The organism is Phytobacter sp. V69, assembly GCF_965644215.1.
Lineage (GTDB): Bacteria > Pseudomonadota > Gammaproteobacteria > Enterobacterales > Enterobacteriaceae > Phytobacter.
The window spans coordinates 1-23,294 of record NZ_CBFFRL010000022.1 but is presented as its reverse complement, the minus strand read 5'-3'; the positions used below and the strand labels follow the sequence as shown (position 1 = coordinate 23,294).

19 protein-coding genes and 4 tRNA genes are annotated in these 23,294 nt (G+C 52.2%); 6 read left to right on the top strand and 17 right to left on the bottom strand.

Annotated elements, in window-relative coordinates:
- Positions 1–21: 21 nt before the first annotated feature.
- From ACSZPU_RS05015 to ACSZPU_RS05000, 4 genes are all read left to right on the top strand, one after another.
- Complete coding sequence (locus ACSZPU_RS05015; protein ID WP_498996103.1) at positions 22–1,590, top strand: sensor domain-containing diguanylate cyclase; 1,569 nt, start codon at positions 22–24, stop codon at positions 1,588–1,590.
- Positions 1,591–1,709: 119 nt separating this feature from the next.
- Positions 1,710–2,015, top strand: a complete 306-nt coding sequence (locus ACSZPU_RS05010; RefSeq protein WP_039076854.1) for a PTS sugar transporter subunit IIB — start codon at positions 1,710–1,712, stop codon at positions 2,013–2,015.
- A 4-nt stretch (positions 2,016–2,019) separates the two neighbouring features.
- A complete protein-coding gene (locus ACSZPU_RS05005; protein ID WP_498996100.1) occupies positions 2,020–2,337 on the top strand; it encodes a PTS lactose/cellobiose transporter subunit IIA in 318 nt (105 codons plus the stop codon).
- A 179-nt stretch (positions 2,338–2,516) separates the two neighbouring features.
- Entirely contained in the window at positions 2,517–3,551 is a 1,035-nt protein-coding gene (locus tag ACSZPU_RS05000) for a helix-turn-helix domain-containing protein (RefSeq protein WP_498996097.1), read from the top strand.
- Here the strand turns inward: ACSZPU_RS05000 and ACSZPU_RS04995 are convergent.
- The 14 genes from ACSZPU_RS04995 to ACSZPU_RS04930 form a co-directional block, all read right to left on the bottom strand.
- On the bottom strand, positions 3,493–4,542 hold the full coding sequence (locus ACSZPU_RS04995) for an alpha/beta hydrolase family protein (protein ID WP_498996096.1): 1,050 nt from the start codon (positions 4,540–4,542) through the stop codon (positions 3,493–3,495). The genes ACSZPU_RS05000 and ACSZPU_RS04995 overlap by 59 nt on opposite strands.
- 146 nt (positions 4,543–4,688) lie before the next feature.
- Positions 4,689–8,912 carry a DNA-directed RNA polymerase subunit beta' gene (rpoC, locus tag ACSZPU_RS04990; protein ID WP_498996094.1) on the bottom strand — a complete coding sequence of 1,408 codons (4,224 nt, stop codon included), beginning with the start codon at positions 8,910–8,912 and terminating at the stop codon, positions 4,689–4,691.
- Positions 8,913–8,988: 76 nt separating this feature from the next.
- Entirely contained in the window at positions 8,989–13,017 is a 4,029-nt protein-coding gene (gene rpoB / locus ACSZPU_RS04985) for a DNA-directed RNA polymerase subunit beta (protein ID WP_498996092.1), read from the bottom strand.
- 317 nt (positions 13,018–13,334) lie between these two features.
- A complete protein-coding gene (gene rplL / locus ACSZPU_RS04980) occupies positions 13,335–13,700 on the bottom strand; it encodes a 50S ribosomal protein L7/L12 (protein WP_002884142.1) in 366 nt (121 codons plus the stop codon).
- Between the two features lie 66 nt (positions 13,701–13,766).
- Positions 13,767–14,264: a 50S ribosomal protein L10 gene (rplJ, locus tag ACSZPU_RS04975; protein WP_007704673.1), complete on the bottom strand. Its 498-nt coding sequence runs from the start codon at positions 14,262–14,264 to the stop codon at positions 13,767–13,769.
- A 416-nt stretch (positions 14,265–14,680) separates the two neighbouring features.
- Positions 14,681–15,385 carry a 50S ribosomal protein L1 gene (gene rplA / locus ACSZPU_RS04970; protein WP_498996088.1) on the bottom strand — a complete coding sequence of 235 codons (705 nt, stop codon included), beginning with the start codon at positions 15,383–15,385 and terminating at the stop codon, positions 14,681–14,683.
- Between the two features lie 3 nt (positions 15,386–15,388).
- Positions 15,389–15,817, bottom strand: a complete 429-nt coding sequence (rplK, locus tag ACSZPU_RS04965; RefSeq protein WP_008503452.1) for a 50S ribosomal protein L11 — start codon at positions 15,815–15,817, stop codon at positions 15,389–15,391.
- Positions 15,818–15,975: 158 nt separating this feature from the next.
- Complete coding sequence (nusG, locus tag ACSZPU_RS04960; protein ID WP_003862341.1) at positions 15,976–16,521, bottom strand: transcription termination/antitermination protein NusG; 546 nt, start codon at positions 16,519–16,521, stop codon at positions 15,976–15,978.
- Position 16,522: 1 nt separating this feature from the next.
- Complete coding sequence (secE, locus tag ACSZPU_RS04955) at positions 16,523–16,906, bottom strand: preprotein translocase subunit SecE (RefSeq protein ID WP_318385147.1); 384 nt, start codon at positions 16,904–16,906, stop codon at positions 16,523–16,525.
- Between the two features lie 228 nt (positions 16,907–17,134).
- Complete coding sequence (gene tuf, locus ACSZPU_RS04950; RefSeq protein WP_498996085.1) at positions 17,135–18,319, bottom strand: elongation factor Tu; 1,185 nt, start codon at positions 18,317–18,319, stop codon at positions 17,135–17,137.
- Positions 18,320–18,435: 116 nt separating this feature from the next.
- Positions 18,436–18,511: transfer RNA gene (locus ACSZPU_RS04945), tRNA-Thr, on the bottom strand.
- A gap of 5 nt (positions 18,512–18,516) precedes the next feature.
- Positions 18,517–18,591 (bottom strand) — tRNA-Gly (locus tag ACSZPU_RS04940).
- 109 nt (positions 18,592–18,700) lie between these two features.
- Positions 18,701–18,785 (bottom strand) — tRNA-Tyr (locus ACSZPU_RS04935).
- A gap of 8 nt (positions 18,786–18,793) precedes the next feature.
- A tRNA-Thr gene (locus ACSZPU_RS04930) sits at positions 18,794–18,869 on the bottom strand.
- Positions 18,870–19,200: 331 nt separating this feature from the next.
- On the opposite strand from ACSZPU_RS04930, the gene ACSZPU_RS04925 reads away from it, so the two are divergent.
- Together ACSZPU_RS04925 and coaA are read left to right on the top strand one after the other, a co-directional pair.
- Positions 19,201–19,749 carry a GNAT family N-acetyltransferase gene (locus ACSZPU_RS04925; RefSeq protein ID WP_498996081.1) on the top strand — a complete coding sequence of 183 codons (549 nt, stop codon included), beginning with the start codon at positions 19,201–19,203 and terminating at the stop codon, positions 19,747–19,749.
- Between the two features lie 202 nt (positions 19,750–19,951).
- Positions 19,952–20,902 (top strand): type I pantothenate kinase, encoded by a 951-nt coding sequence (gene coaA / locus ACSZPU_RS04920; RefSeq protein WP_498996079.1) that lies wholly within the window; start codon positions 19,952–19,954, stop codon positions 20,900–20,902.
- A gap of 29 nt (positions 20,903–20,931) precedes the next feature.
- Here coaA and birA read toward each other — a convergent pair whose 3' ends face one another.
- The 3 genes from birA to ACSZPU_RS04905 form a co-directional block, all read right to left on the bottom strand.
- The gene (birA, locus tag ACSZPU_RS04915) at positions 20,932–21,894 is read right to left on the bottom strand and encodes a bifunctional biotin--[acetyl-CoA-carboxylase] ligase/biotin operon repressor BirA (protein WP_498996076.1); all 963 of its coding nucleotides are present in this window, start codon (positions 21,892–21,894) and stop codon (positions 20,932–20,934) included.
- Positions 21,891–22,919 (bottom strand): UDP-N-acetylmuramate dehydrogenase, encoded by a 1,029-nt coding sequence (murB, locus tag ACSZPU_RS04910; protein ID WP_498996073.1) that lies wholly within the window; start codon positions 22,917–22,919, stop codon positions 21,891–21,893. The genes birA and murB overlap by 4 nt, the downstream gene beginning before the upstream one ends.
- 76 nt (positions 22,920–22,995) lie before the next feature.
- The gene (locus tag ACSZPU_RS04905) at positions 22,996–23,118 is read right to left on the bottom strand and encodes a hypothetical protein (protein ID WP_498996071.1); all 123 of its coding nucleotides are present in this window, start codon (positions 23,116–23,118) and stop codon (positions 22,996–22,998) included.
- Positions 23,119–23,294: the final 176 nt, after the last annotated feature.

Here is a 23,294-nt window from a genome sequence, read left to right as displayed (position 1 = left end):
TGTCCATCACATCCGAAGATCATGAAAATACACAGCAGAAAGCTTTCCTTCACCATGCCAATTCTGGTGAGCTTTACCGGCATCTTTGTCTGCTTTGTGGTGATTGCCGCCCTGGTGACACTCAGCCAGCGGAAAGATAACCTTGATGACTATCATAAGATTAATCAGTCATTTACCCATAATATCGCGGCAAACTATACCGAAACGGTTCTGCAGGAGAGTGATTTTATCCTCAACCGCGTCGCGAACCATTTTTCATATAATGATCGGCTCAGCACCATGGTCAATTCCGGTTCAGAGGCAGGGCTGCAGACATTGATGCAATTACTCACGTTGATGCCTTCCGTCTCCTCCATTTCGCTGGCTGACCCGCAGGGCCATTATCTACGCGCGCCGGAAGTGCTCAACACCGAGGAGAGCCGGCGCTTCCAGCCCCAGACACGTCCGTGGTTCGTCCATCAGGCCGAAGCGGCGATGTTAAGTAAGTACACCGGCACCTACAGCGACTACTTCACCCATCACCCGACGATCACCCTCTACAAGCCGGTGATATCGCCGGAGGGCAGACTAAAAGGCACCCTGGCGTTTCATCTCGATCTCGCCTCAATGAGCTTCGGCCTGCGAAAAATGCAGTCGCCAACCCAGGGCGAGTTTTTCGTGGTCGATCGCGACGGGCAGATAATGATGCACCCTGACACCGGCGTACTGTTTAAGACAGCGTTACGCCCGGCGCTGATGGCGGAAATGACCAGCGGCGAAGGCGCAATTTATGATGAACAATCCCATACCTGGTATTACTACAGTTCCCTGACCAATCCGGACTGGTTTGCTATTTATAAAGTCTCAGACACCACGCTGAATAACCTGCTGCGCCACGAAAGCCTGATTGTCGTCTGGGGCTTTGCTGCCGCGGCGATTATCGTCATCCTGTTCGGCCTGTATTTACGTCATGCCTCGCGCACCGTACTGATGAACATCATCAATGCCATTGAGACTGGCGATGTGAAAAGCGCACCGAAACTCGAGTTCATGCTCAGCAAAGCGATTCAGAGCAATAAAGAACGCGAACAGAACTGGGTGCGCCAGGCCACGATTGACGCGCTCACCAACTGTAAAAACCGCCGGGCGTTTGATGGCGATATTGCCATGCTGATGAACGATCATCAGCCTTTTGCCCTGGCGCTGGTTGATATCGACAACTTCAAATCCATCAACGATACCTGGGGACACCTGAGCGGCGATATCGTGCTGCGTAACGTTGCCCGGGAAGGGTTGCAGGTGCTGCAGCCGCAACACATCTCCCTCTACCGCTACGGTGGCGAGGAGTTCGCGGTCATTTTCCCGGAAGAACATATTGCCAGGACGCAGCAGATACTGGAGCAGTGGCGCATCAATGTGGCCAACCGGGACTGGCGTGAAGAGGGAATGACCGTGACGTTCAGCGCCGGGTTGGGCGAGTGGCAGATGGAATCGCTGGAGCAACTGGTCAACAGCGTTGATGAGGCGCTCTATCAGGCGAAACAGCAAGGCAAAAACCAAATCGTATTGCGCAATGAGTCGCTTTCATCCGGTTCGTCAACCTCCTTGTAACCGGTTTCAGGCAGCACGGTGAATGTTTGTGATGCTATACACACATTCATGGAAATGCGGTTGTTGAAGCGGGCGGCGCGGGATAATTATCAGTTATCCCATCCACATCGAGGCTGACTATGAAAAACATCGTTTTATGCTGTGCTGCGGGAATGTCCACCAGCATGCTGGTTCAACGCATGAAAGACGCAGCGCAGAAAAAAGGGGTAGAAGTTTCCATTAAGGCCGTTCCGGTCGCTGAGTTTAAAGACAATATCGCTACCGCGGATATTGTACTGCTGGGGCCGCAGGTGAAGTACGAACAGGCCAAGCTACAGGCACAAGCCGAACCGCTGGGCAAAAAAGTCGCGGTTATCGACATGATGGATTACGGCATGATGAAAGGTGATGTCGTTCTGGAAAAAGCTCTCAAGCTAATGGAGTAAGCGCGTGGAAGATTTAGAAACCATCATTATGGAGCTGTTAGTCAATGCAGGTGCAGCACGCAGCCAGGCGCTGACGGCGTTGCAGCTGGCGCGTAAAGGTGATTTCGCCGGCGCTGAACAGGCAATGGAAGAGTCCCACGAATTCGTCAAAAACGCGCATAAGATCCAGACACAACTTATTGGTCTTGATGAAGGCACCGGAAAGCTGCCGGTCAATCTGATCACCGTCCACTCCCAGGATCATCTGATGAACGCAATGGTCATTCAGGATCTGGCAGGGGATATGATCGAGTTGTACCGCCGTTTGCCGCCCGCCAACTGATAATAAAAAAGAATCAGTCACCCATGATGCCCGATGCCTCGGGCATTTTTTATGTCCTTTTCCGCCACCCTGTTGTCAACGCCCTGAAAGGGGATGTGCTTTTTTAGCGCCGTTGTGGCAAAACAGCAGGCTGAGTACATTGTTCTTTTCGCCTTTGCTTTTCACCACACAGGTTGCGTATGCCCGCCATTCCTTTTCCCGTCTTCACGCTCGTGATTCTCCTGATCTTACTGGTGAAAGTTGCTTTGACCGGCGGCAGACAACGTGGCCTGATGTACTTTATTGCTGGCTGCTCGCTGCTGGTACTGATGTCGGCGCTACGCTGGTCGTTTGATGCCCGACTATTACGCCAGGCCCAGTCGCTGTTAGCGATCCTTTTTGCACCATTGACCTGGTGCTGTTTCGCCGAATTGACCGGGCAAACGCGTTTACGACGCAACCTGGCATCTGGCATTCCGCCAGCCATTGCCCTCGCGCTGAATCTTGCCATGCCAGCCGCAACGGATGGCGTTCTCACGCTGTTGTACATGGGATACGGCATCGCGCTGCTGCGTACTTCCCGGCAAGGCGCAGATGCGTTTGAACTCACCCGACTCACCGCTTCACCAGCGACATCGGCAATGGCGTTTGCCGCAGGGTGTTTTCTCTGTTTTTCAGCGCTTACCGATTTAGCCATCGCTATTGATTTCAGCCTTTACGCCGGGCAACAGGCGCCGCTGCTGGTCGCCATTTCGCAAGGCATCCTGCTGCCGTTTATCTGTCTGGCCATTTTGTTTACCGGGCGACAAGCGCCACCGCAGAGACTTCCGAAAGTGGAACTCCCCGCAACGCCGCTACCAGAGACTGGGGAAGCAGAAGCCCAGCTCTGCGAACGGCTCGAAGCGCTGATTGTTGATCGAGGCCTTTTTCTTGACCCCGACCTCACGCTCAATCTGCTGGCAAGAAGAACAACAACGCCCGCGCGGCAGATTTCCAGAGCCGTTAACCTGACGCGCGGCTGCAATGTGTCGCAGTGGATCAATGGCTTTCGCATTCAGCACGCGCAACACTTACTGCGCGACACAGAAGAGCCCGTCACCAGTGTGATGCTGGCCTCAGGGTTTATCACCAAATCGAACTTCAACCGCGAGTTCACCCGCGTGACGGGAATGAGCCCTACGGATTTCCGCCGTACGAAGGGTGGTAATCCAGCGCCTGATTTAAAAAGTGGCTGATGTGGCTGAACAGCTGTTGGTGAATGGCAGGGCGGCTTAGCGTGCCGCCATCACGGCAGACAATCCCCTCCCCAGGCGCTTGCGCATCAATCAGCGCCTCCGCACCCGCTTTACATTCCTGCATAAAACTAAAATGGGTGGCACCGTTCACGCTCATCCACTGCCGGGTGTTTGCAGGGAGAGAATCTGCCAGATAGCCCGACTCAAGTTTTGCGGGAACGTCATCGCTGTCTGCCTGAGCTGCCATAACAAGCACCGGGATCGTCACCTCATGCAGGCTTTCCGGCGTAAAACCCCGGGCCAGCCCTAAATCAAGAGAGACCACCGCTTTCACCCGTGGGTCCCACCGATCGGCCGCAAGCGGGTTTGCCGAAGCCGGTTTATCGATACCCAGAATATGCGTGAGCTTACAGCCGCCCAACGCCGCGTGATTTTTGCAATCAGCGAGGAATTTCGCCGCTGAAAAGCGTGCACCTGCCAGCGACATCACCGTCCAGCCACCAAGTGAATGCCCGACCGCAGCAATGCGCTGTTCATCGACATGCCCGGCAACCTCCGGTGTTGCCAGTAAATAGTCCGTCAGCTGTGCCAGATCGCACGGGCGCTGCCAAAGCTGCTGCGCATCATCTTCGTTTTTGTTGCACGTGGTGGTTCCGGGGTGATCGACTGCGGCAACAATATAGCCTTGTATGGCCATCTTATACGCCAGCCAGTTGAGATTACGCCAGTTGCCACCATAGCCGTGGGAGATAAGTAACAGTGGGTGCTTGCCCGCGACGGGCTTTGCATCAGGCAAAGCGGGCGTTCCGTCAAAGACTATATTCTCCCCCACCAGCGCAGGTTTTCGATCCTCCGCGGTGGGATACCAGACGGAGACATCCAGCGGGCGTTCGCGATGTTCATTGAGACGTAGCTGGCGAAAACCGGTTTCGGCGCTGGCAAGGGAACTGAATGAGATGGCGAGTAACAAAAGTGCAAGAGATCGAGACATAGTGCGGGTTCCTGGTTAGTTAACACAGGCATTTTTTAGCACTGACCTCCACGGATGGCGTCCTCAAACACGATCGAGGTCCTGTTTCGTCGATTTTGGGCATAAAAAAACCCGCCGAAGCGGGTTTTTATCAGGTACTGGAACGATTAATCGTTGTCAGAACCGCCCAGGCCTGCGTTCAGCAGCTCTGCCAGGCTGGCAGATGCGTCTTCTGCAGTCACCTGCGGTGCAGCTGGCAGTTCGCCCGCAGCACGACGGCGCATACGATCCTGGTGGTACGCGTAACCGGTACCGGCCGGGATCAGACGACCCACGATAACGTTCTCTTTCAGGCCACGCAGTTCGTCACGTTTACCCGCAACGGCTGCTTCGGTCAGGACACGAGTTGTCTCCTGGAACGATGCGGCAGAGATGAACGACTCGGTTGCCAAAGACGCTTTGGTGATACCCAGCAGGTCGCGAGCATAGGTTGCTGCGATTTTGCCGTTCGCTTCCAGATCGCGGTTAGCAATCTTGACGCGGGAGTATTCAACCTGCTCGCCTTCCAGGAAGTCGGAGCTACCCGCGTTTTCGATGGTCGCTTTACGCAGCATCTGACGAACGATAACTTCGATGTGCTTATCGTTGATCTTAACGCCTTGCAGACGGTAAACGTCCTGTACTTCGTTAGTGATGTAACGCGTTACCGCGTGTACGCCACGAAGACGCAGAATGTCGTGCGGAGCTTCTGGACCATCGGAAACCACGTCACCACGTTCTACACGTTCACCTTCGAACACGTTGAGCTGACGCCATTTAGGAATCATCTCTTCGTACGGATCACTGCCATCCAGCGGAGTGATCACCAGACGACGTTTCCCTTTGGTTTCTTTACCGAAGGAAATGATACCGGTGATTTCAGCCAGAATTGCCGGCTCTTTCGGACGACGTGCTTCGAACAGATCCGCAACGCGCGGCAGACCACCGGTGATATCTTTAGTACCACTGGATTCCTGCGGAATACGCGCCAGAGCGTCACCTGCACCGATCTGGATACCATCTTCCAGCTGAACAATCGCTTTACCTGGCAGGAAGTACTGAGCAGGCATATCGGTGCCTGGGATCAGAACGTCGTTGCCCTGGGCATCAACGATTTTCAGTGCCGGACGCAGGTCTTTACCACCGGTAGTACGTTCTGCAGAATCCAGAACCACCAGTGAGGACAGACCGGTCAGTTCGTCGGTCTGACGAGTAATCGTCTGACCGTCGATCATATCGGTGAAGCGGATGAAACCAGCCACTTCAGTGATAACTGGCATGGTGTGCGGATCCCAGTTTGCTACGGTCTCGCCGCCGGCAACCTGCTCACCATCACCTTTACCCATCACTGCACCGTAAGGCACTTTATAGCTTTCTTTGGTACGACCGAATTCGTCGATCAGTTTCAGCTCGGTGTTACGCGAGGTCACAACCAGCTTGCCTGCGGAGTTAATAACAGACTTCGCATTGCTGAGCTTGATGCTACCTTTGTTTTTCACCTGGATACTGGATTCAGCAGCCGCACGAGATGCCGCACCACCGATGTGGAACGTACGCATCGTCAGCTGTGTACCCGGCTCACCGATGGACTGTGCCGCGATAACGCCGATGGCTTCACCTTTGTTGATGATGTGGCCACGCGCCAGGTCACGACCGTAGCAGTGCGCACATACACCAAAGTCGGTGTCACAGGATACAACGGAACGCACTTTCACTGAGTCAACAGAGTTGGCTTCCAGCAGGTCACACCAGTGCTCGTGCAGCAGCGTGTTGCGTGGAACCAGAATGTCTGCAGTACCCGGCTTCAGAATATCTTCCGCGGTTACACGACCCAATACGCGATCGCGCAGCGGCTCTTTAACATCACCACCCTCGATAACCGGGGTCATAGTGATACCTTCGAGGGTGCCACAATCGTCTTCGGTAACAACCAGATCCTGCGCAACGTCAACCAGACGACGCGTCAGATAACCGGAGTTCGCGGTTTTCAGTGCGGTATCCGCCAGACCTTTACGCGCACCGTGCGTGGAGATGAAGTACTGGAGTACGTTCAGACCTTCACGGAAGTTCGCGGTGATTGGCGTTTCGATGATGGAGCCATCTGGCTTCGCCATCAGACCACGCATACCTGCAAGCTGACGAATCTGTGCCGCAGAACCACGCGCACCGGAGTCGGCCATCATGTAGATGCTGTTGAAGGAAACCTGCTGCTCTTCTTTACCTTCACGGTTGATAACCGTTTCAGTCTGCAGGTTGTCCATCATCGCCTTGGATACACGATCGTTCGCCGCTGCCCAGATATCGATAACTTTGTTATAGCGTTCGCCCGCGGTTACCAGACCAGACTGGAACTGCTCCTGGATCTCAGCAACTTCTGCTTCTGCCTCAGAGATGATCTCGTGTTTCTTCTCCGGGATAACCATGTCATCAATACCAACAGATGCACCTGAACGCGCTGCATAGGCAAAGCCGGTGTACATCGTCTGGTCAGCAAAGATTACAGTCGGTTTCAGACCCAAAATGCGGTAACAGGTGTTCAGCATTTTGGAGATCGCTTTTTTGCCCAGCGGCTGGTTCACGATAGAGAACGGCAGACCTTTCGGCACGATCATCCACAGAATCGCACGACCCACGGTCGTATCGATCAGGCTGGTTTTAGACGTAAACTCGCCCTGACCATTTTTTTCGAACTCAGTGATACGCACTTTTACACGCGCATGCAGAGAGGCCAGGCCAGCGCGATAAATACGCTCAGCTTCTTTCGGGCCAGTCAGTACCATGCCTTCGCCTTTAGCGTTAACACAGTCACGGGTCATGTAGTACAGACCCAATACAACGTCCTGAGACGGAACGATGATTGGCTCGCCGTTCGCTGGAGACAGGATGTTGTTGGTAGACATCATCAGCGCACGCGCTTCGAGCTGGGCTTCCAGCGTCAGCGGTACGTGAACAGCCATCTGGTCACCATCGAAGTCGGCGTTATATGCCGCACAAACCAGCGGGTGCAACTGGATAGCTTTACCTTCGATCAGTACCGGTTCAAATGCCTGGATACCCAGACGGTGCAGTGTTGGTGCACGGTTCAGCAGTACCGGGTGTTCGCGGATAACTTCGTCCAGGATATCCCAAACGACAGCTTCTTCACGCTCAACCATTTTCTTAGCGGCTTTGATGGTGGTGGCCAGGCCACGCAGTTCCAGCTTGCCGTAAATGAACGGTTTGAACAGTTCCAGCGCCATTTTCTTAGGCAGACCGCACTGATGCAGACGCAGGTATGGACCTACGGTGATGACAGAACGGCCGGAGTAGTCAACACGCTTACCGAGCAGGTTCTGACGGAAACGACCCTGTTTACCTTTGATCATGTCGGCCAAAGATTTCAGAGGACGTTTGTTAGAACCGGTGATCGCACGACCGCGACGACCGTTATCCAGCAGGGCGTCAACCGCTTCCTGCAGCATACGTTTTTCGTTGCGTACGATGATGTCCGGCGCAGCCAGATCCAGCAGACGTTTCAGACGGTTGTTACGGTTGATCACGCGACGGTACAGATCGTTCAGATCCGACGTTGCGAAACGACCACCATCCAGCGGAACCAGCGGACGCAGATCTGGCGGCAGAACCGGCAGAACGGTCAGAATCATCCACTCTGGTTTGTTACCAGACTGAACGAACGCTTCCAGCAGCTTGATACGCTTGGTCAGCTTTTTACGCTTGGTTTCGGAGTTGGTTTCGTTCAGCTCTTCACGCAACTGCTCGCACTCTTGCTCCAGATCCATGCTTTTCAGCAGGGCCTGAATAGCTTCCGCACCCATCTTCGCGTCGAATTCGTCACCGAACTCTTCCAGCGCGTCCAGATACTGTTCTTCGGTCAGAATCTGGTTACGTTCCAGGTTCGTCATACCGCCTTCGATAACCACATAGGATTCGAAGTACAGAACACGTTCGATATCGCGCAGCGGCATATCCAGCAGCAGACCGATACGGGACGGCAGAGATTTCAGGAACCAGATGTGAGCAGTCGGAGACGCCAGCTCGATGTGGCCCATACGCTCACGGCGTACTTTAGTCTGGGTCACTTCAACGCCGCACTTCTCACAGATCACACCGCGGTGTTTCAGGCGCTTGTACTTACCGCACAGGCACTCGTAGTCTTTTACTGGCCCAAAGATACGGGCGCAGAAAAGGCCGTCACGCTCAGGCTTGAACGTACGGTAGTTGATGGTTTCCGGCTTTTTAACTTCACCGAAAGACCATGAACGGATCATGTCTGGCGAAGCCAGAGCAATTTTGATCGCATCAAACTCTTCGGTTTTAGTCTGCGCTTTCAGAAACTTTAATAAATCTTTCACGGATTTGCTCCCGTCGGAGTTAGCACAATCTGGTGTCGGGGATTAACCCGACACCAGTGACCTGTTTGAGCGAGAATTACTCGTCTTCCAGTTCGATGTTGATACCCAGCGAACGAATCTCTTTCAACAGTACGTTGAAGGATTCTGGCATGCCCGGTTCCATCTGATGGTTACCGTCCACGATGTTTTTATACATCTTGGTACGACCGTTCACGTCATCAGACTTAACGGTGAGCATTTCCTGCAGGGTGTATGCTGCGCCGTATGCTTCCAGCGCCCACACTTCCATCTCCCCGAAGCGCTGACCACCGAACTGCGCCTTACCACCCAGCGGCTGCTGAGTAACCAGGCTGTAAGAACCGGTAGAACGCGCGTGCATCTTGTCATCAACCAGGTGGTTCAGTTTCAGCATGTACATGTAGCCAACGGTAACCTGGCGTTCGAACTGCTCACCGGTACGACCGTCGAACAGCGTGATCTGACCGGAAGTCGGCAGGCCACCCAACTGTAACAGTTCCTTGATTTCAGACTCTTTCGCACCGTCGAAGACAGGCGTTGCGATCGGCATACCTTTTTTCAGGTTCTCAGCCAGACGCAGTACTTCTTCATCGCTGAAGGTGTTCAGGTCAACTTTCTGACGAACGTCGGCACCGAGGTCATACGCTTTCTGGATGAACTCGCGCAGTTTGGCGACTTCTTGCTGCTGTTTCAGCATGGCGTTGATCTTATCGCCGATACCTTTCGCAGCCATACCCAGGTGGGTTTCCAGAATCTGACCGATGTTCATACGAGACGGTACGCCCAGCGGGTTCAGTACGATATCTACCGGCGTACCGTTAGCATCGTGCGGCATATCTTCGATCGGGTTGATCTTAGAGATAACACCCTTGTTACCGTGACGACCTGCCATTTTGTCACCCGGTTGGATCTGACGTTTAACGGCCAGATAAACCTTAACGATTTTCAGCACGCCCGGTGCCAGATCATCGCCCTGAGTGATTTTGCGGCGTTTCGCTTCGAGTTTTTTCTCGAACTCGTGTTTCAGTTCGTCATACTGCTCAGCCAGTTGTTCCAGCTGATTTTGTTTATCTTCGTCGGTCAGGCCGAGTTCCAGCCAGCGGTCACGCGGCAGTTTGTCGAGCTTCTCAGCTTCAACACCACCGGAAACCAGCACCGCGTAGATACGACTGAACAGACCGGCTTCGAGGATCTGCAGTTCTTCAGACAGGTCTTTCTTCGCCTGTTTGAGCTGCATTTCTTCGATTTCCAGTGCACGTTTGTCTTTTTCTACGCCATCACGGGTAAAGACCTGAACGTCGATAACGGTACCAGAGACACCGTTCGGTACGCGCAGAGAAGAATCTTTAACGTCAGACGCTTTCTCACCGAAGATCGCACGCAGCAGTTTCTCTTCTGGCGTCAGCTGGGTTTCACCTTTCGGCGTTACCTTACCAACCAGAATGTCGCCGCCGGTCACTTCCGCACCGATGTAAACGATACCGGATTCATCCAGTTTGGAGAGCGCAGCTTCACCCACGTTCGGGATGTCAGCGGTGATCTCTTCTGGCCCCAGCTTGGTGTCACGGGACACACATGCCAGTTCCTGGATGTGAATGGTGGTGAAACGGTCTTCCTGAACAACACGCTCGGAGACGAGGATGGAGTCTTCGAAGTTGTAACCGTTCCATGGCATGAATGCCACACGCATGTTCTGACCCAGCGCCAGCTCACCCAGGTCGGTGGACGGGCCATCTGCCAGCACGTCGCCGCGCTCGATTGGCTCACCCAGAGACACGCAAGGCATCTGGTTAATACAGGTGTTCTGGTTAGAACGGGTGTATTTGGTCAGGTTATAGATGTCGATACCAGCTTCGCCCGGATACATCTCGTCTTCGTTAACTTTGATAACGATACGAGAAGCATCAACGTACTGAACCATACCGCCACGTTTAGCAACCGCAGTAACACCGGAGTCAACGGCAACAGCACGTTCCATACCGGTACCAACCAGCGGCTTATCAGCGCGCAGAGTTGGAACGGCCTGACGTTGCATGTTCGCACCCATCAATGCACGGTTGGCGTCATCGTGTTCAAGGAACGGGATCAGGGACGCACCGACGGAAACCACCTGTTGGGTGGAAACGTCCATGTAGTCAACCTGGTCGCGGCTGAACAAGCTGGATTCGCCTTTGCTACGACAAGTTACCAGGTCTTCTTCAAAGTGGCCTTCGTCATCCAGGTTGGAGTTCGCCTGAGCGATAACGTAGTTGCCTTCTTCGATAGCAGACAGGTAGTGAATTTCGTCGGTTACAACACCGTCAGTCACTTTACGGTACGGCGTCTCGAGGAAGCCATATTCGTTAGTCTGTGCGTACACGGACAGGGAGTTGATCAGACCGATGTTCGGACCTTCAGGCGTTTCGATAGGACATACGCGGCCGTAGTGAGTCGGGTGTACGTCTCGAACTTCGAAGCCTGCGCGTTCACGGGTCAGACCGCCTGGGCCGAGTGCAGAGATACGACGTTTGTGCGTAATCTCAGACAGCGGGTTGTTCTGGTCCATAAACTGAGACAGCTGGCTGGAACCAAAGAACTCTTTCACTGCTGCAGAAATCGGCTTGGCGTTGATCATATCCTGAGGCATCAGGGTATCCAGATCGCCCAGAGACAGACGCTCTTTCACCGCACGCTCAACACGTACCAGGCCAACGCGGAACTGGTTTTCCGCCATTTCGCCTACGGAACGGATACGACGGTTGCCGAGGTGGTCGATATCATCCACTTCGCCTTTACCGTTACGGATATCGATGAGCTTCTTCATCACTTCGATGATGTCAGATTTGCTCAGGATACCGGAACCTTCGATCTCATCACGCAGCAGAGAACGGTTGAACTTCATACGACCAACCGCAGACAGGTCATAGCGGTCTTCGGAGAAGAACAGGTTCTCGAACAGGCTTTCAGCAGCTTCACGAGTCGGCGGCTCACCAGGGCGCATCATGCGGTAGATTTCTACCAGCGCGCTCAGACGATCGTTGGTCGGGTCGACGCGTACAGTCTCAGACATGTACGGACCGTGGTCCAGATCGTTGGTGAACAGGGTTTCGATACGTTTGTGGCCGGACTGGCTCAGTTTAGCCAGCAGATCCAGGCTCAGTTCCATGTTCGCTGCACAGATCAGCTCGCCGGTAGACTCATCAACGTAGTCTTTGGACGCGACTTTGCCAGCGATGTACTCAACCGGTACTTCGATGTGCTGAATCTCGTCTTTTTCCAGCTGACGAATGTGGCGTGCAGTGATGCGACGGCCTTTTTCTACATAGACTTTACCGTTAGCTTCGATGTCGAAAGATGCGGTCTCGCCACGCAGGCGTTCCGGCAACAGCTCCATCTGCAGCTTGTTGTCACGAATTTCGAAGACAACTTTTTCAAAGAACAGATCAAGAATCTGCTCAGTGGTGTAATCCAGTGCACGCAGAATAATGGTCGCAGGCAATTTACGACGACGGTCGATACGGACAAACAGGTTGTCTTTCGGATCGAACTCGAAGTCCAGCCAGGAACCACGGTAAGGGATGATGCGCGCGTTATAAAGTACCTTACCAGAAGAGTGGGTTTTGCCTTTGTCGCTGTCGAAGAAGACGCCAGGACTACGGTGTAACTGAGAAACGATAACGCGCTCAGTACCGTTGATGACAAAAGTACCGTTGTCGGTCATGAGCGGAATTTCGCCCATGTATACTTCTTGTTCTTTGATGTCTTTAACGGTGCCTTCCGGCGCTTCGCGCTCGTAGATCACCAGACGCAGTTTTACGCGCAGCGGTGCGGAATAGGTCACGCCACGGATTTGACATTCTTTAACGTCAAATACGGGTTCGCCCAGACGGTAGCTGACGTACTGCAGTTCAGAATTGCCGCTGTAGCTGGCAATTGGGAACACGGAGCGGAAAGCCGCTTCCAGGCCGTACTGTCCTTCAGGATCTTGCTCGATAAACTTCTGGAACGAGTCAAGCTGGATAGAAAGGAGATATGGAATGTCCAGAACTTGTGGACGTTTACCAAAATCCTTACGAATACGTTTTTTCTCGGTATAGGAGTAAACCATAGGGTTCCTCAGCTCGCTGACAAGTCGACCCATCTGTCCGACGAAGGGACAGTTTATGCAACACCATTTTGTGGACCGGAAAATTGAATACTTTCCGCAATGCCTGTTGCTATCACGCTTAAATCATTTCGTTGCGATTTACACAGAGCGAGCACCCTGTCGCAGTATATTAAGACGTCGATAGAAACAAGCATTGTCAGGACATCAGCAGTCAAACAGTGTGAAATGCTGCTGGCGCCTTACAGCGCAAAATGGCTGGTGACTAAAAGTCACCAGCCATCGGCCTGATTTCTCAGGCTTCAACGAGAAAAGTTGGCTTATTTAACTTCAACTTCAGCGCCAGCTTCTTCCAGAGATTTTTTCAGTGCTTCGGCGTCGTCTTTGCTGATGCCTTCTTTCAGGGCAGCAGGTGCAGATTCTACCAGGTCTTTAGCTTCTTTCAGACCCAGGCCAGTTGCGCCACGTACTGCTTTGATAACAGCAACTTTGTTAGCGCCAGCAGCTTTCAGAATTACGTCGAATTCAGTTTTTTCTTCAGCAGCTTCAACCGGGCCAGCAGCTACAGCTACAGCAGCAGCAGCGGAAACACCGAATTTTTCTTCCATTGCAGAGATCAGCTCAACAACGTCCATTACGGACATAGCGGATACTGCTTCAATGATTTGATCTTTAGTGATAGACATTTAAATTGTTCCTGAATATCAGAATAAGTTTATACGTAAGCGAATGCTTTACAAAGATAACTGCGATTAAGCAGCTTCTTTCGCATCGCGTACAGCAGCCAGAGTACGAACCAGTTTGCCAGCCGAAGCTTCTTTCATGGTTGCCATCAGGCGTGCAATTGCTTCTTCGTAGGTCGGCAGAGTTGCCAGGCGATCGATCTGGGATGCCGGGATTAACTCACCTTCAAAGGCAGCGGCTTTGACCTCAAATTTTGCATTCGCTTTAGCGAAATCTTTGAACAGACGAGCAGCAGCGCCCGGGTGTTCCATAGAATATGCAATCAGGGTCGGACCAACGAACGCGTCTTTCAGGCACTCGAACTGAGTACCTTCAACAACACGGCGCAGCAGGGTGTTGCGAACAACACGCATGTAAACGCCGGCTTCGCGACCTGCTTTACGCAGTTCGGTCATTTTGTCTACGGTAACGCCACGGGAATCCGCAACAACCGCAGACAGCGCGCCTTTGGCTACTTCGCTGACTTCAGCAACAATCGCTTGTTTGTCTTGAAGATTTAAAGCCATTAGCTTTGCTCCTGGATGTTTGCCAGAACAAAATGTTCTGGAACTCACTTCACTCATTCCAACGGAAAGAGCGTCTTAATACGGTGAGCAGAAACAAGCCAGAGTATCCAAAAATAATCTTAGCGTTCTGTCACCGTCTACGCAGGGGATTAAGTTTCTTGCGAAACACCTGCGGTCTTCGACGGAGGCCTAGATTAGGCCAGGCTCCAACGAACAAATCTTTTCTATGACTTCGTCCTTCGAACCGCGGCTGCGTTACCTGCTCTCGCTCACACCAGTCACATAGTTAACTATGTGACTGGCGATTCACTCGTTTGCCGCCTTGCCGCAATTCAAATGACTCGCATAGTGTCTGTATCTTTCAACAGAAACGTGGGGGTAAAATTGTAGACAAATTCACCGCCCACGTAAAGGCATTAGTTTGCAGAAGCGCTCAGGCCAGCCTGATCAACTGCAACACCTGCACCCATGGTAGTGGAGATGCTGATTTTCTTGATGTACACGCCTTTCGCTTGAGTCGGTTTTGCTTTTTTCAGCGCAACCAGCAGAACTTCCAGGTTTTCTTTCAGTTTGTCAGTATCGAAATCCACTTTACCGATGGTGGTGTGGATGATGCCGTTTTTGTCGTTACGATAACGGACCTGACCTGCTTTAGCGTTCTTAACCGCTTCAGCAACGTTCGGCGTTACAGTACCAACTTTCGGGTTTGGCATCAGGCCGCGTGGGCCCAGAACCTGACCCAGCTGGCCAACAACGCGCATTGCATCCGGGGAAGCAATAACAACGTCAAAGTTCATTTCGCCTTTTTTGATCTGGTCAGCCAGATCTTCCATACCTACCAGCTCAGCGCCTGCAGCTTTAGCAGCTTCAGCGTTTGCGCCCTGGGTAAATACGGCAACGCGAACGGAACGGCCAGTACCGTGCGGCAGTACAGTTGCACCACGTACGTTCTGATCAGATTTACGAGCGTCGATGCCGAGGTTAACAGCAACGTCAACGCTTTCTACGAATTTGGCAGTAGCCAGCTCTTTCAGCAGAGAAATAGCTTCGTTGATGTCGTACTGTTTGGTCGCATCAACTTTGTCACGAATCACGGACATGCGCTTGGTCAGTTTAGCCATTTCTTAGTCCTCCACTACCAGGCCCATGGAACGTGCAGTACCTTCAATGGAGCGAGTCATCGCTTCAATGTCGGCGCCAGTCATGTCGGCAGCTTTGGTCTGCGCGATTTCCTGCAGCTGAGCGCGGGAAATTTTACCAACTTTGTCTTTGTTCGGCTTACCGGAACCAGACTTAATACCAGCCGCTTTTTTCAGCAGAACTGCTGCCGGCGGGGTTTTGGTAACGAAAGTGAAAGAACGGTCAGCGTAAACGGTAATAACAACCGGGATTGGCAGACCTTTTTCCAGGGATTCAGTTTTTGCGTTGAACGCTTTGCAGAATTCCATGATGTTCACACCCTGCTGACCCAGTGCTGGACCAACCGGAGGACTCGGGTTTGCCATACCAGCTGCAACCTGCAGCTTGACGTAGGCTTGTACTTTCTTAGCCATTTAAATTTCCTCGTTTGGGTTATAGCGCCTAAGGAAGGCTCCCCGTGATATAAAAAATCGTTTTACAGGCATGTGCCCATAAAAACAAAAGGCGCGAAATTGTATGTCAATTTCGCGCCCTGTGCAACGATTAGATCGATGCTTTTTTGATCGCAGCTTTACGCTTTCTCTACCTGAGCAAAGTCCAGCTCTACCGGGGTCGCACGACCGAAGATAGATACGGATACTTTCAGACGAGACTTCTCGTAATCCACTTCTTCAACCACACCGTTGAAGTCAGCGAACGGACCGTCGTTAACGCGGACCATTTCACCTGGTTCGAACAGCGTTTTCGGACGCGGCTTATCACCAACCTGCTGCAGGCGGTTCATAATCGCATCAACTTCTTTGTCGCTGATCGGCGCCGGACGATCGGAGGTACCACCGATGAAGCCCATTACGCGCGGAACGCTGCGCACCAGGTGCCAGCTTGCGTCGTTCATGACCATCTGGACCAGTACGTAACCCGGGAAGAATTTGCGTTCGCTTTTGCGACGCTGGCCGCCACGGATCTCTACCACTTCTTCGGTCGGAACCATAACTTCGCCAAACAACTCTTCCATATTGTGTAATTTGATGTGCTCGCGCAGCGAAGTCGCTACGCGGCCTTCAAAACCGGAGAACGCCTGAACGACGTACCAGCGCTTTTTAGGAGCTTCAGACATCTTAGAACCTCAGGCCAGTGATAAAGGAAACGAGGCGAACCAGAATACCATCCAGTCCCCACAAAATAAGTGACATAACCGCAGTTACCGCAGCTACGATCAATGTGGTGTGCAATGTTTCCTGGCGAGTCGGCCAAATCACCTTACGGACTTCAGTTCTCGCTTCGCGGGCAAACGCAACGGTCGCTTTACCCTTCGTCGTCAACAGCGCGACACCACCTGCTGCTGCAATAAGAATCACAACGGCCAGCGCACGCAGCGGCAGCATCATGTCACGATAAAGATAGTTGCCAACGATCGCTACGAGCAACAGAACAGCAACAGCTACCCACTTCATCGCTTCCAGGCCGCGCCCGCTCCCTTGAGCTTCGGTATTCGCACTCATAAACCAACCTGTTACAAGAATCAGACAAACATTTTTGCCCCGCATAGGCGAGGCAACCAAACCGAAATGCTCTGGCGCGTTTCGGATTTAACGCTATCTACAGAGCCTGTCTCAGCAATGATTATGACAAAAAAAATCACTGATGAGCCAGGTTCTGATTCGAGAGCGTGCAAAAAGGGCATCAAATGATGCCCTTTTCTTACGCTTAGCGTCAAATGTTATCAGCGATTAGCCGAGAACTTTTGCTACAACGCCCGCGCCTACAGTACGGCCGCCTTCACGGATTGCGAAACGCAGACCGTCGTCCATCGCGATCGGGTGGATCAGGGTAACAACCATTTTGATGTTGTCGCCCGGCATTACCATCTCAACGCCTTCCGGCAGTTCGATGGTGCCAGTCACGTCAGTTGTACGGAAGTAGAACTGCGGGCGGTAGCCTTTGAAGAACGGAGTATGACGGCCGCCTTCATCTTTGGACAGGATATAAACTTCAGATTCGAATTTGGTGTGCGGCTTGATGGTGCCCGGCTTAGCCAGTACCTGACCACGTTCGATTTCTTCACGTTTGATACCACGCAGCAGAACACCAACGTTCTCACCAGCACGGCCTTCGTCCAGCAGTTTGCGGAACATTTCAACGCCGGTACAGGTAGACTTAGCGGTGTCTTTGATACCAACGATTTCAACTTCTTCGCCAACTTTAACGATACCGCGCTCTACACGACCGGTAACAACGGTACCACGGCCGGAGATGGAGAATACGTCTTCGATCGGCAGCAGGAACGGCTTGTCAATCGCACGTTCTGGTTCCGGGATGTAAGAATCCAGGTGACCAGCCAGTTCGATGATTTTCGCTTCCCACTCTGCGTCGCCTTCCAGCGCTTTCAGAGCAGAACCACGAACGATCGGGGTGTCGTCGCCCGGGAAATCGTACTGAGACAGAAGTTCACGAACTTCCATTTCTACCAGTTCCAGCAGCTCTTCGTCATCAACCATGTCGCATTTGTTCAGGAACACGATGATGTACGGAACGCCTACCTGACGACCCAGCAGGATGTGCTCACGAGTCTGCGGCATCGGGCCGTCAGTCGCAGCAACAACCAGGATCGCGCCGTCCATCTGCGCAGCACCGGTGATCATGTTTTTAACATAGTCGGCGTGGCCCGGGCAGTCTACGTGCGCGTAGTGGCGGATCGCAGTATCGTATTCAACGTGAGAAGTGTTGATGGTGATACCACGTGCTTTTTCTTCCGGCGCGTTATCGATCTGGTCGAATGCGCGAGCCTGGCCACCGTAAGTTTTGGACAGAACGGTAGTGATTGCAGCGGTCAGCGTTGTTTTACCATGGTCAACGTGGCCGATAGTACCGACGTTAACGTGCGGTTTTGTACGTTCAAACTTTTCTTTAGACATCGATTGTCCCTCTAAGACACGGATAAATCGGTGATATCACCACATCAACCAGGCAACACGCCCGACTTGTTGAATGCAATAAACAGAGAGAAACAGGGGAGGAGAGATTAAAGAAGTGGTGCTGATACCCAGAGTCGAACTGGGGACCTCACCCTTACCAAGGGTGCGCTCTACCAACTGAGCCATATCAGCACGTCTGGAGCGGGCAGCGGGAATCGAACCCGCATCATCAGCTTGGAAGGCTGAGGTAATAGCCATTATACGATGCCCGCATCCTAAAACTCGGCTACCCTATTCTTTCTGTGTTTCAGGAGAAGAAAACTCTCCCTTTGAGTTGATTCAGTTTTGACACCAACTCTGGTCACACAAGGTGACCGAAAATGGTGGTGGGGGAAGGATTCGAACCTTCGAAGTCTGTGACGGCAGATTTACAGTCTGCTCCCTTTGGCCGCTCGGGAACCCCACCGGACTTGATGGTGCCGACTACCGGAATCGAACTGGTGACCTACTGATTACAAGTCAGTTGCTCTACCTACTGAGCTAAGTCGGCATCAAGTAGCGCGCATTCTAGGGAGACAGAGCGATTGATGCAACTAAAAAATTGCATAATCTTTTCTATCGCTCACATTTTGCACGAAACAACCGCCAAATGCTGCAATTTCATGCAAATAAGGTAGAAAACCAGCGATAGAACGGCTACTGGATGGCATTTTCCCCCGCCTGTAACGACACTCGCGCCCCCCGAACGCCTGCAAAAAGTGCATTTGCCTTGTCCTGGTGCGATTTTGTAACGAATCCGCCAGAAAACACCGCCTTATAGTAGAACGTGACATGGATCACTTATTGCATCAGAGGTTATTCCCAGACGCGGAGGTATCACGATGAAGATAGTCCTTTTGAATGCCGCCACACTGCCAGTGTACTGTGAGGAACTTGCCGATTTGCTGCTGGATGTCGTTCAGGATGGTGCTGCTGTCGGCCACCCTCGTTCTATCACCCACCAACAAGCAGAAAGCAGTTTTCATCGCCTGCGCGGCGAACTCGAGCAGGGCGAACGCCTGTTCTGGATTGCCCGTGATGAGCAAGGTATTGCAGGCTGCGTGAACTTATTGCTAAGTAAAGAAGCGGATGCACTCAACCGTGCAACCATCAAGATGCACATGGTACACCGGCGGGCCCGCCGAAGTGGCGTAGGTAAGAGCCTCATTAATGAGCTTGAGAAAGGAGCACATACGCGACAACGTGGCCTTCTGCATCTTGAAGCTCAGGCAGGTTCGCGCGCAGAAGGTTTCTATCGTGCACAGGGATACCGCTGTCTGGGTGAAATACCGGATTACCTGAACTCAGCAGACGGGAGTTCACATTCTGCAGTGATTTATTACAAGCGCTTATTCGCGGTAAATCAGCTAACTCGTTCTATTGCATGCTAGTCCCAGGAACGTGATGCTTTCCCCGGAAAGCATCACGTAGACGCGATTTTTCATATTATTCCCTGTCATCTGGTGTTAACCTCCTGCCCATTGTCCTAACTTATATCAATAACGTCGCGCCATCGCATTACCTTAAAAGAAGGCTTCTCGCACCGTGTCGGAAGCATACGTGGCGAGCCACCATGGCAGGCAGAAAAAGCTTATGAGTAAAAAAGAGCAAACGTTAATGACGCCGTACTTGCAGTTCAATCGCAGTCAGTGGGCTGCGCTTCGTGATTCAGTGCCGATGACGCTTACTGAGGGTGAAATCGCGCGGTTAAAAGGGATTAATGAAGATCTCTCACTGGAAGAGGTCGCGGAAATCTATTTGCCGCTGTCGCGTTTGCTCAATTTTTATATCAGTTCGAATTTGCGTCGCCAGGCTGTACTTGAACAATTCTTAGGCACCAACGGACAACGAATTCCTTATATCATCAGCATTGCGGGCAGTGTTGCCGTAGGCAAAAGTACCACTGCGCGTGTCCTGCAGGCATTATTAAGCCGCTGGCCTGAACATCGCCGTGTTGAATTAATCACCACCGATGGCTTTTTGCACCCTAATCAGGTTTTAAAGGATCGTGACCTGATGAAGAAGAAAGGATTTCCACAATCTTATGATATGCACCGTCTGGTGAAGTTCGTCTCTGATATTAAATCTGGCGTGCCAAACGTAACCGCACCGGTATATTCACATTTAATTTACGATGTTATCCCGGATGGTGATAAAACGGTAACCCAACCGGATATATTGATTCTCGAAGGGCTCAACGTATTACAAAGTGGTATGGATTATCCTCACGATCCTCATCATGTATTCGTTTCTGACTTCGTCGATTTCTCTATTTATGTTGATGCGCCGGAAGAGCTATTAAAGAAATGGTATATCAACCGATTCCTTAAATTCCGCGAAGGGGCATTTACCGATCCGGACTCTTATTTCCATAACTATGCGAAATTGACCGAAGAAGAAGCCATAAATATAGCCACATCCCTTTGGCAGGAAATTAACTGGTTAAATTTGAAAGAAAATATCCTTCCAACCCGCGAACGCGCAAGCCTGGTCATGACCAAAAGCGCCAATCACGCGGTCGAGCAGGTACGCCTGCGGAAATAAAAAAGGGAGCAAAAATGCTCCGCTTTTTATTATTCGGCGCTGCGTAGGGAAATTTCCCCACCCATCCAGGGTTTAATAACCCCATCCCGCTCAAGCAGCAGTGCACCCTGTGCATCAATGCCGCGCGAGATACCAAATATCTCTCTCTCACCGATGATCAATTTCACCGGGCGATCGATAAAGTTATCCAGGTTCTTCCAGCGAGAAAGCCAGGGGTTTAACCCTTCCTGTTCAAAGGACTGCAGCGCAGCGCGTAATTCATTAATCAAGCGCACTGCCAGGGTATTACGATCGATAAACACGCCCGCTTCTTGTAGGTTTACCCAACCTTGATTGATAACATCGCTTTCAGCATGGCGCATGGCCAGGTTGATACCAGCACCAATCACGATCTGCGCAGCATCGCCGGTTTTCCCGGTCAATTCCACCAGGATCCCGGCAAGTTTGCGATCGCCCAGGTAAAGGTCATTTGGCCATTTAACACGGACGTCGTCCGCACCGAGCTCTTGCAGCACTTCTGCCATGATGATGCCAATCACCAGACTCAATCCAATAGCCGCCGCCGGCCCCTGCTCCAGACGCCAGTACATGGAGAGATAAAGGTTGGCACCAAACGGTGAGAACCACTTACGCCCACGGCGACCACGACCAGCCTGCTGGTATTCTGCGACACAGGCATCACCGGATTGCAGCTCGCTCATGCGGTCCAGCAGATATTGGTTAGTGGAATCAATAACCGGTAATACGGCTACTTTGCCGGTTTGTACCTGCGCGACGATCAGCTCTTCATTGAGCAATTGAATGGGTTCCGGAAGACTGTAGCCTTTACCCGGTACGGTAAAGACATCCACACCCCAGTCACGCAAGGTTTGAATATGCTTATTGATGGCGGCACGGCTCATCCCCAGCCGCTCACCGAGCTGCTCACCAGAATGAAATTCGCCGTCTGCAAGGATAGAGACCAGGGTTAACGGGATGGTGTTGTCTTTCATGCAATCACCTCAACGGCATTAACTTCGCCACAGTGGCTGATAAAACGAACTTCTGGCTCCAGCCAGACATCAAACTTCGCACCCACCTGCTCGCGGACATGGTGTGCCAGGCGGACAACATCTCCGCTGGTCGCGTTATCTTGATTGATCAGTACCAGAGCCTGTAACGGATGCACCGCCGCCCCACCGATAGATACACCTTTTAACTGGCATTGATCGATAAGCCACCCGGCCGCCAGTTTTACTGTGCCGTCAGGTTGCGGATAATGAGGCGCTTTCGGGGATATCGCCAGTAGCGCTGCGGCCTGTTCGGCACTTACGACCGGGTTTTTGAAGAAGCTACCTGCATTACCGTTTACTTTGGGATCGGGTAACTTGCTGGTCCGCATATGACAAACTTCATCAAAAACCTTCTGTGGCGTTACGGTTGCCGGGTCAAGACGCGCCAGATCGCCATAGGTCAGAACCGGTTGCCACTGCTTCGGTAAACGCAAGCCGACCGCGACGATTGCGTAGCGATCCTGGTATTCATGTTTGAAGATGCTGTCACGATAACCGAAACGACAGGCTTCGGCCGTTAATCGCTGAGTGTTGCCAGTGTTCAATTCGACACAGTCGACGTAGGCACAAACGCGTTGTAATTCAACGCCATATGCGCCAATGTTCTGGATAGGTGATGAACCAACACAACCGGGGATCAAGGCCAGGTTTTCCAGCCCAGGCATTCCCTGCGAGAGCGTGAATTGCACGAGCTGATGCCAGTTTTCCCCTGCACCAACATGAACATGCCAGGCATCGGCGCTTTCCTCAGTTTCAATCCCCAGGATGCGGTTAATAATGACCGTACCAGCGAAGTCTTCCAGGAAAAGGACATTGCTGCCCTCGCCCAACATCAGCACGGGCTGCTGATCACGTACGGATTCCTGCCACGCTTCAAGCAATTGCTGCACACTTTCAGCACGTATTATTTTATTTGCATTGCGATCAATGCCGAAGGTATTCCAGGGCTTTAGGGAGTGGTTCATAAACGCTATCCTGATGCGAAATCCCGGCTAGTTTACCGCATATGCAAGGTGAGCGCTTGTGGTTATATGGAAGGTTTCAAAGGGATAAAAACGCAAAAAGCCCATCCGTCAGGATGGCCTTCTTCCCTTGTTTGATGCCTGGCAGTTTATGACGGGCGTCCTGCCCGCCACCCTCCGGGCCGTTGCTGCCAACGTTCAAATCCGCTCCCGGCAGATTTGTCCTCCTCCCGGAGAGTGCTCACCGACAGACAACAGATAAGACAAAAAGCCCAGTCTTTCGACTGAGCCTTTCGCTTTTATTTGATGCCTGGCAGTTCCCTACTCTCACATGGGGAGACCCCACACTACCATCGGCGCTACGGCGTTTCACTTCTG

Excerpts from the sequence above, each read along its gene's own strand:
- secE (WP_318385147.1), bottom strand. The coding sequence starts at position 16,906 with ATGAGTGCGAATACCGAAGCTCAAGGGAGCGGGCGCGGCCTGGAAGCG.
- ACSZPU_RS05010 (WP_039076854.1), top strand. The coding sequence starts at position 1,710 with ATGAAAAACATCGTTTTATGCTGTGCTGCGGGAATGTCCACCAGCATG.
- nusG (WP_003862341.1), bottom strand. The coding sequence starts at position 16,521 with ATGTCTGAAGCTCCTAAAAAGCGCTGGTACGTCGTTCAGGCGTTCTCC.
- rplA (WP_498996088.1), bottom strand. The coding sequence starts at position 15,385 with ATGGCTAAACTGACCAAGCGCATGTCCGTGATTCGTGACAAAGTTGAT.
- ACSZPU_RS04995 (WP_498996096.1), bottom strand. The coding sequence starts at position 4,542 with ATGTCTCGATCTCTTGCACTTTTGTTACTCGCCATCTCATTCAGTTCC.
- ACSZPU_RS04925 (WP_498996081.1), top strand. The coding sequence starts at position 19,201 with ATGAAGATAGTCCTTTTGAATGCCGCCACACTGCCAGTGTACTGTGAG.
- murB (WP_498996073.1), bottom strand. The coding sequence starts at position 22,919 with ATGAACCACTCCCTAAAGCCCTGGAATACCTTCGGCATTGATCGCAAT.
- ACSZPU_RS05015 (WP_498996103.1), top strand. The coding sequence starts at position 22 with ATGAAAATACACAGCAGAAAGCTTTCCTTCACCATGCCAATTCTGGTG.
- tuf (WP_498996085.1), bottom strand. The coding sequence starts at position 18,319 with ATGTCTAAAGAAAAGTTTGAACGTACAAAACCGCACGTTAACGTCGGT.
- rplJ (WP_007704673.1), bottom strand. The coding sequence starts at position 14,264 with ATGGCTTTAAATCTTCAAGACAAACAAGCGATTGTTGCTGAAGTCAGC.
- rplK (WP_008503452.1), bottom strand. The coding sequence starts at position 15,817 with ATGGCTAAGAAAGTACAAGCCTACGTCAAGCTGCAGGTTGCAGCTGGT.
- ACSZPU_RS05000 (WP_498996097.1), top strand. The coding sequence starts at position 2,517 with ATGCCCGCCATTCCTTTTCCCGTCTTCACGCTCGTGATTCTCCTGATC.
- coaA (WP_498996079.1), top strand. The coding sequence starts at position 19,952 with ATGAGTAAAAAAGAGCAAACGTTAATGACGCCGTACTTGCAGTTCAAT.
- rpoB (WP_498996092.1), bottom strand. The coding sequence starts at position 13,017 with ATGGTTTACTCCTATACCGAGAAAAAACGTATTCGTAAGGATTTTGGT.
- rplL (WP_002884142.1), bottom strand. The coding sequence starts at position 13,700 with ATGTCTATCACTAAAGATCAAATCATTGAAGCAGTATCCGCTATGTCC.
- birA (WP_498996076.1), bottom strand. The coding sequence starts at position 21,894 with ATGAAAGACAACACCATCCCGTTAACCCTGGTCTCTATCCTTGCAGAC.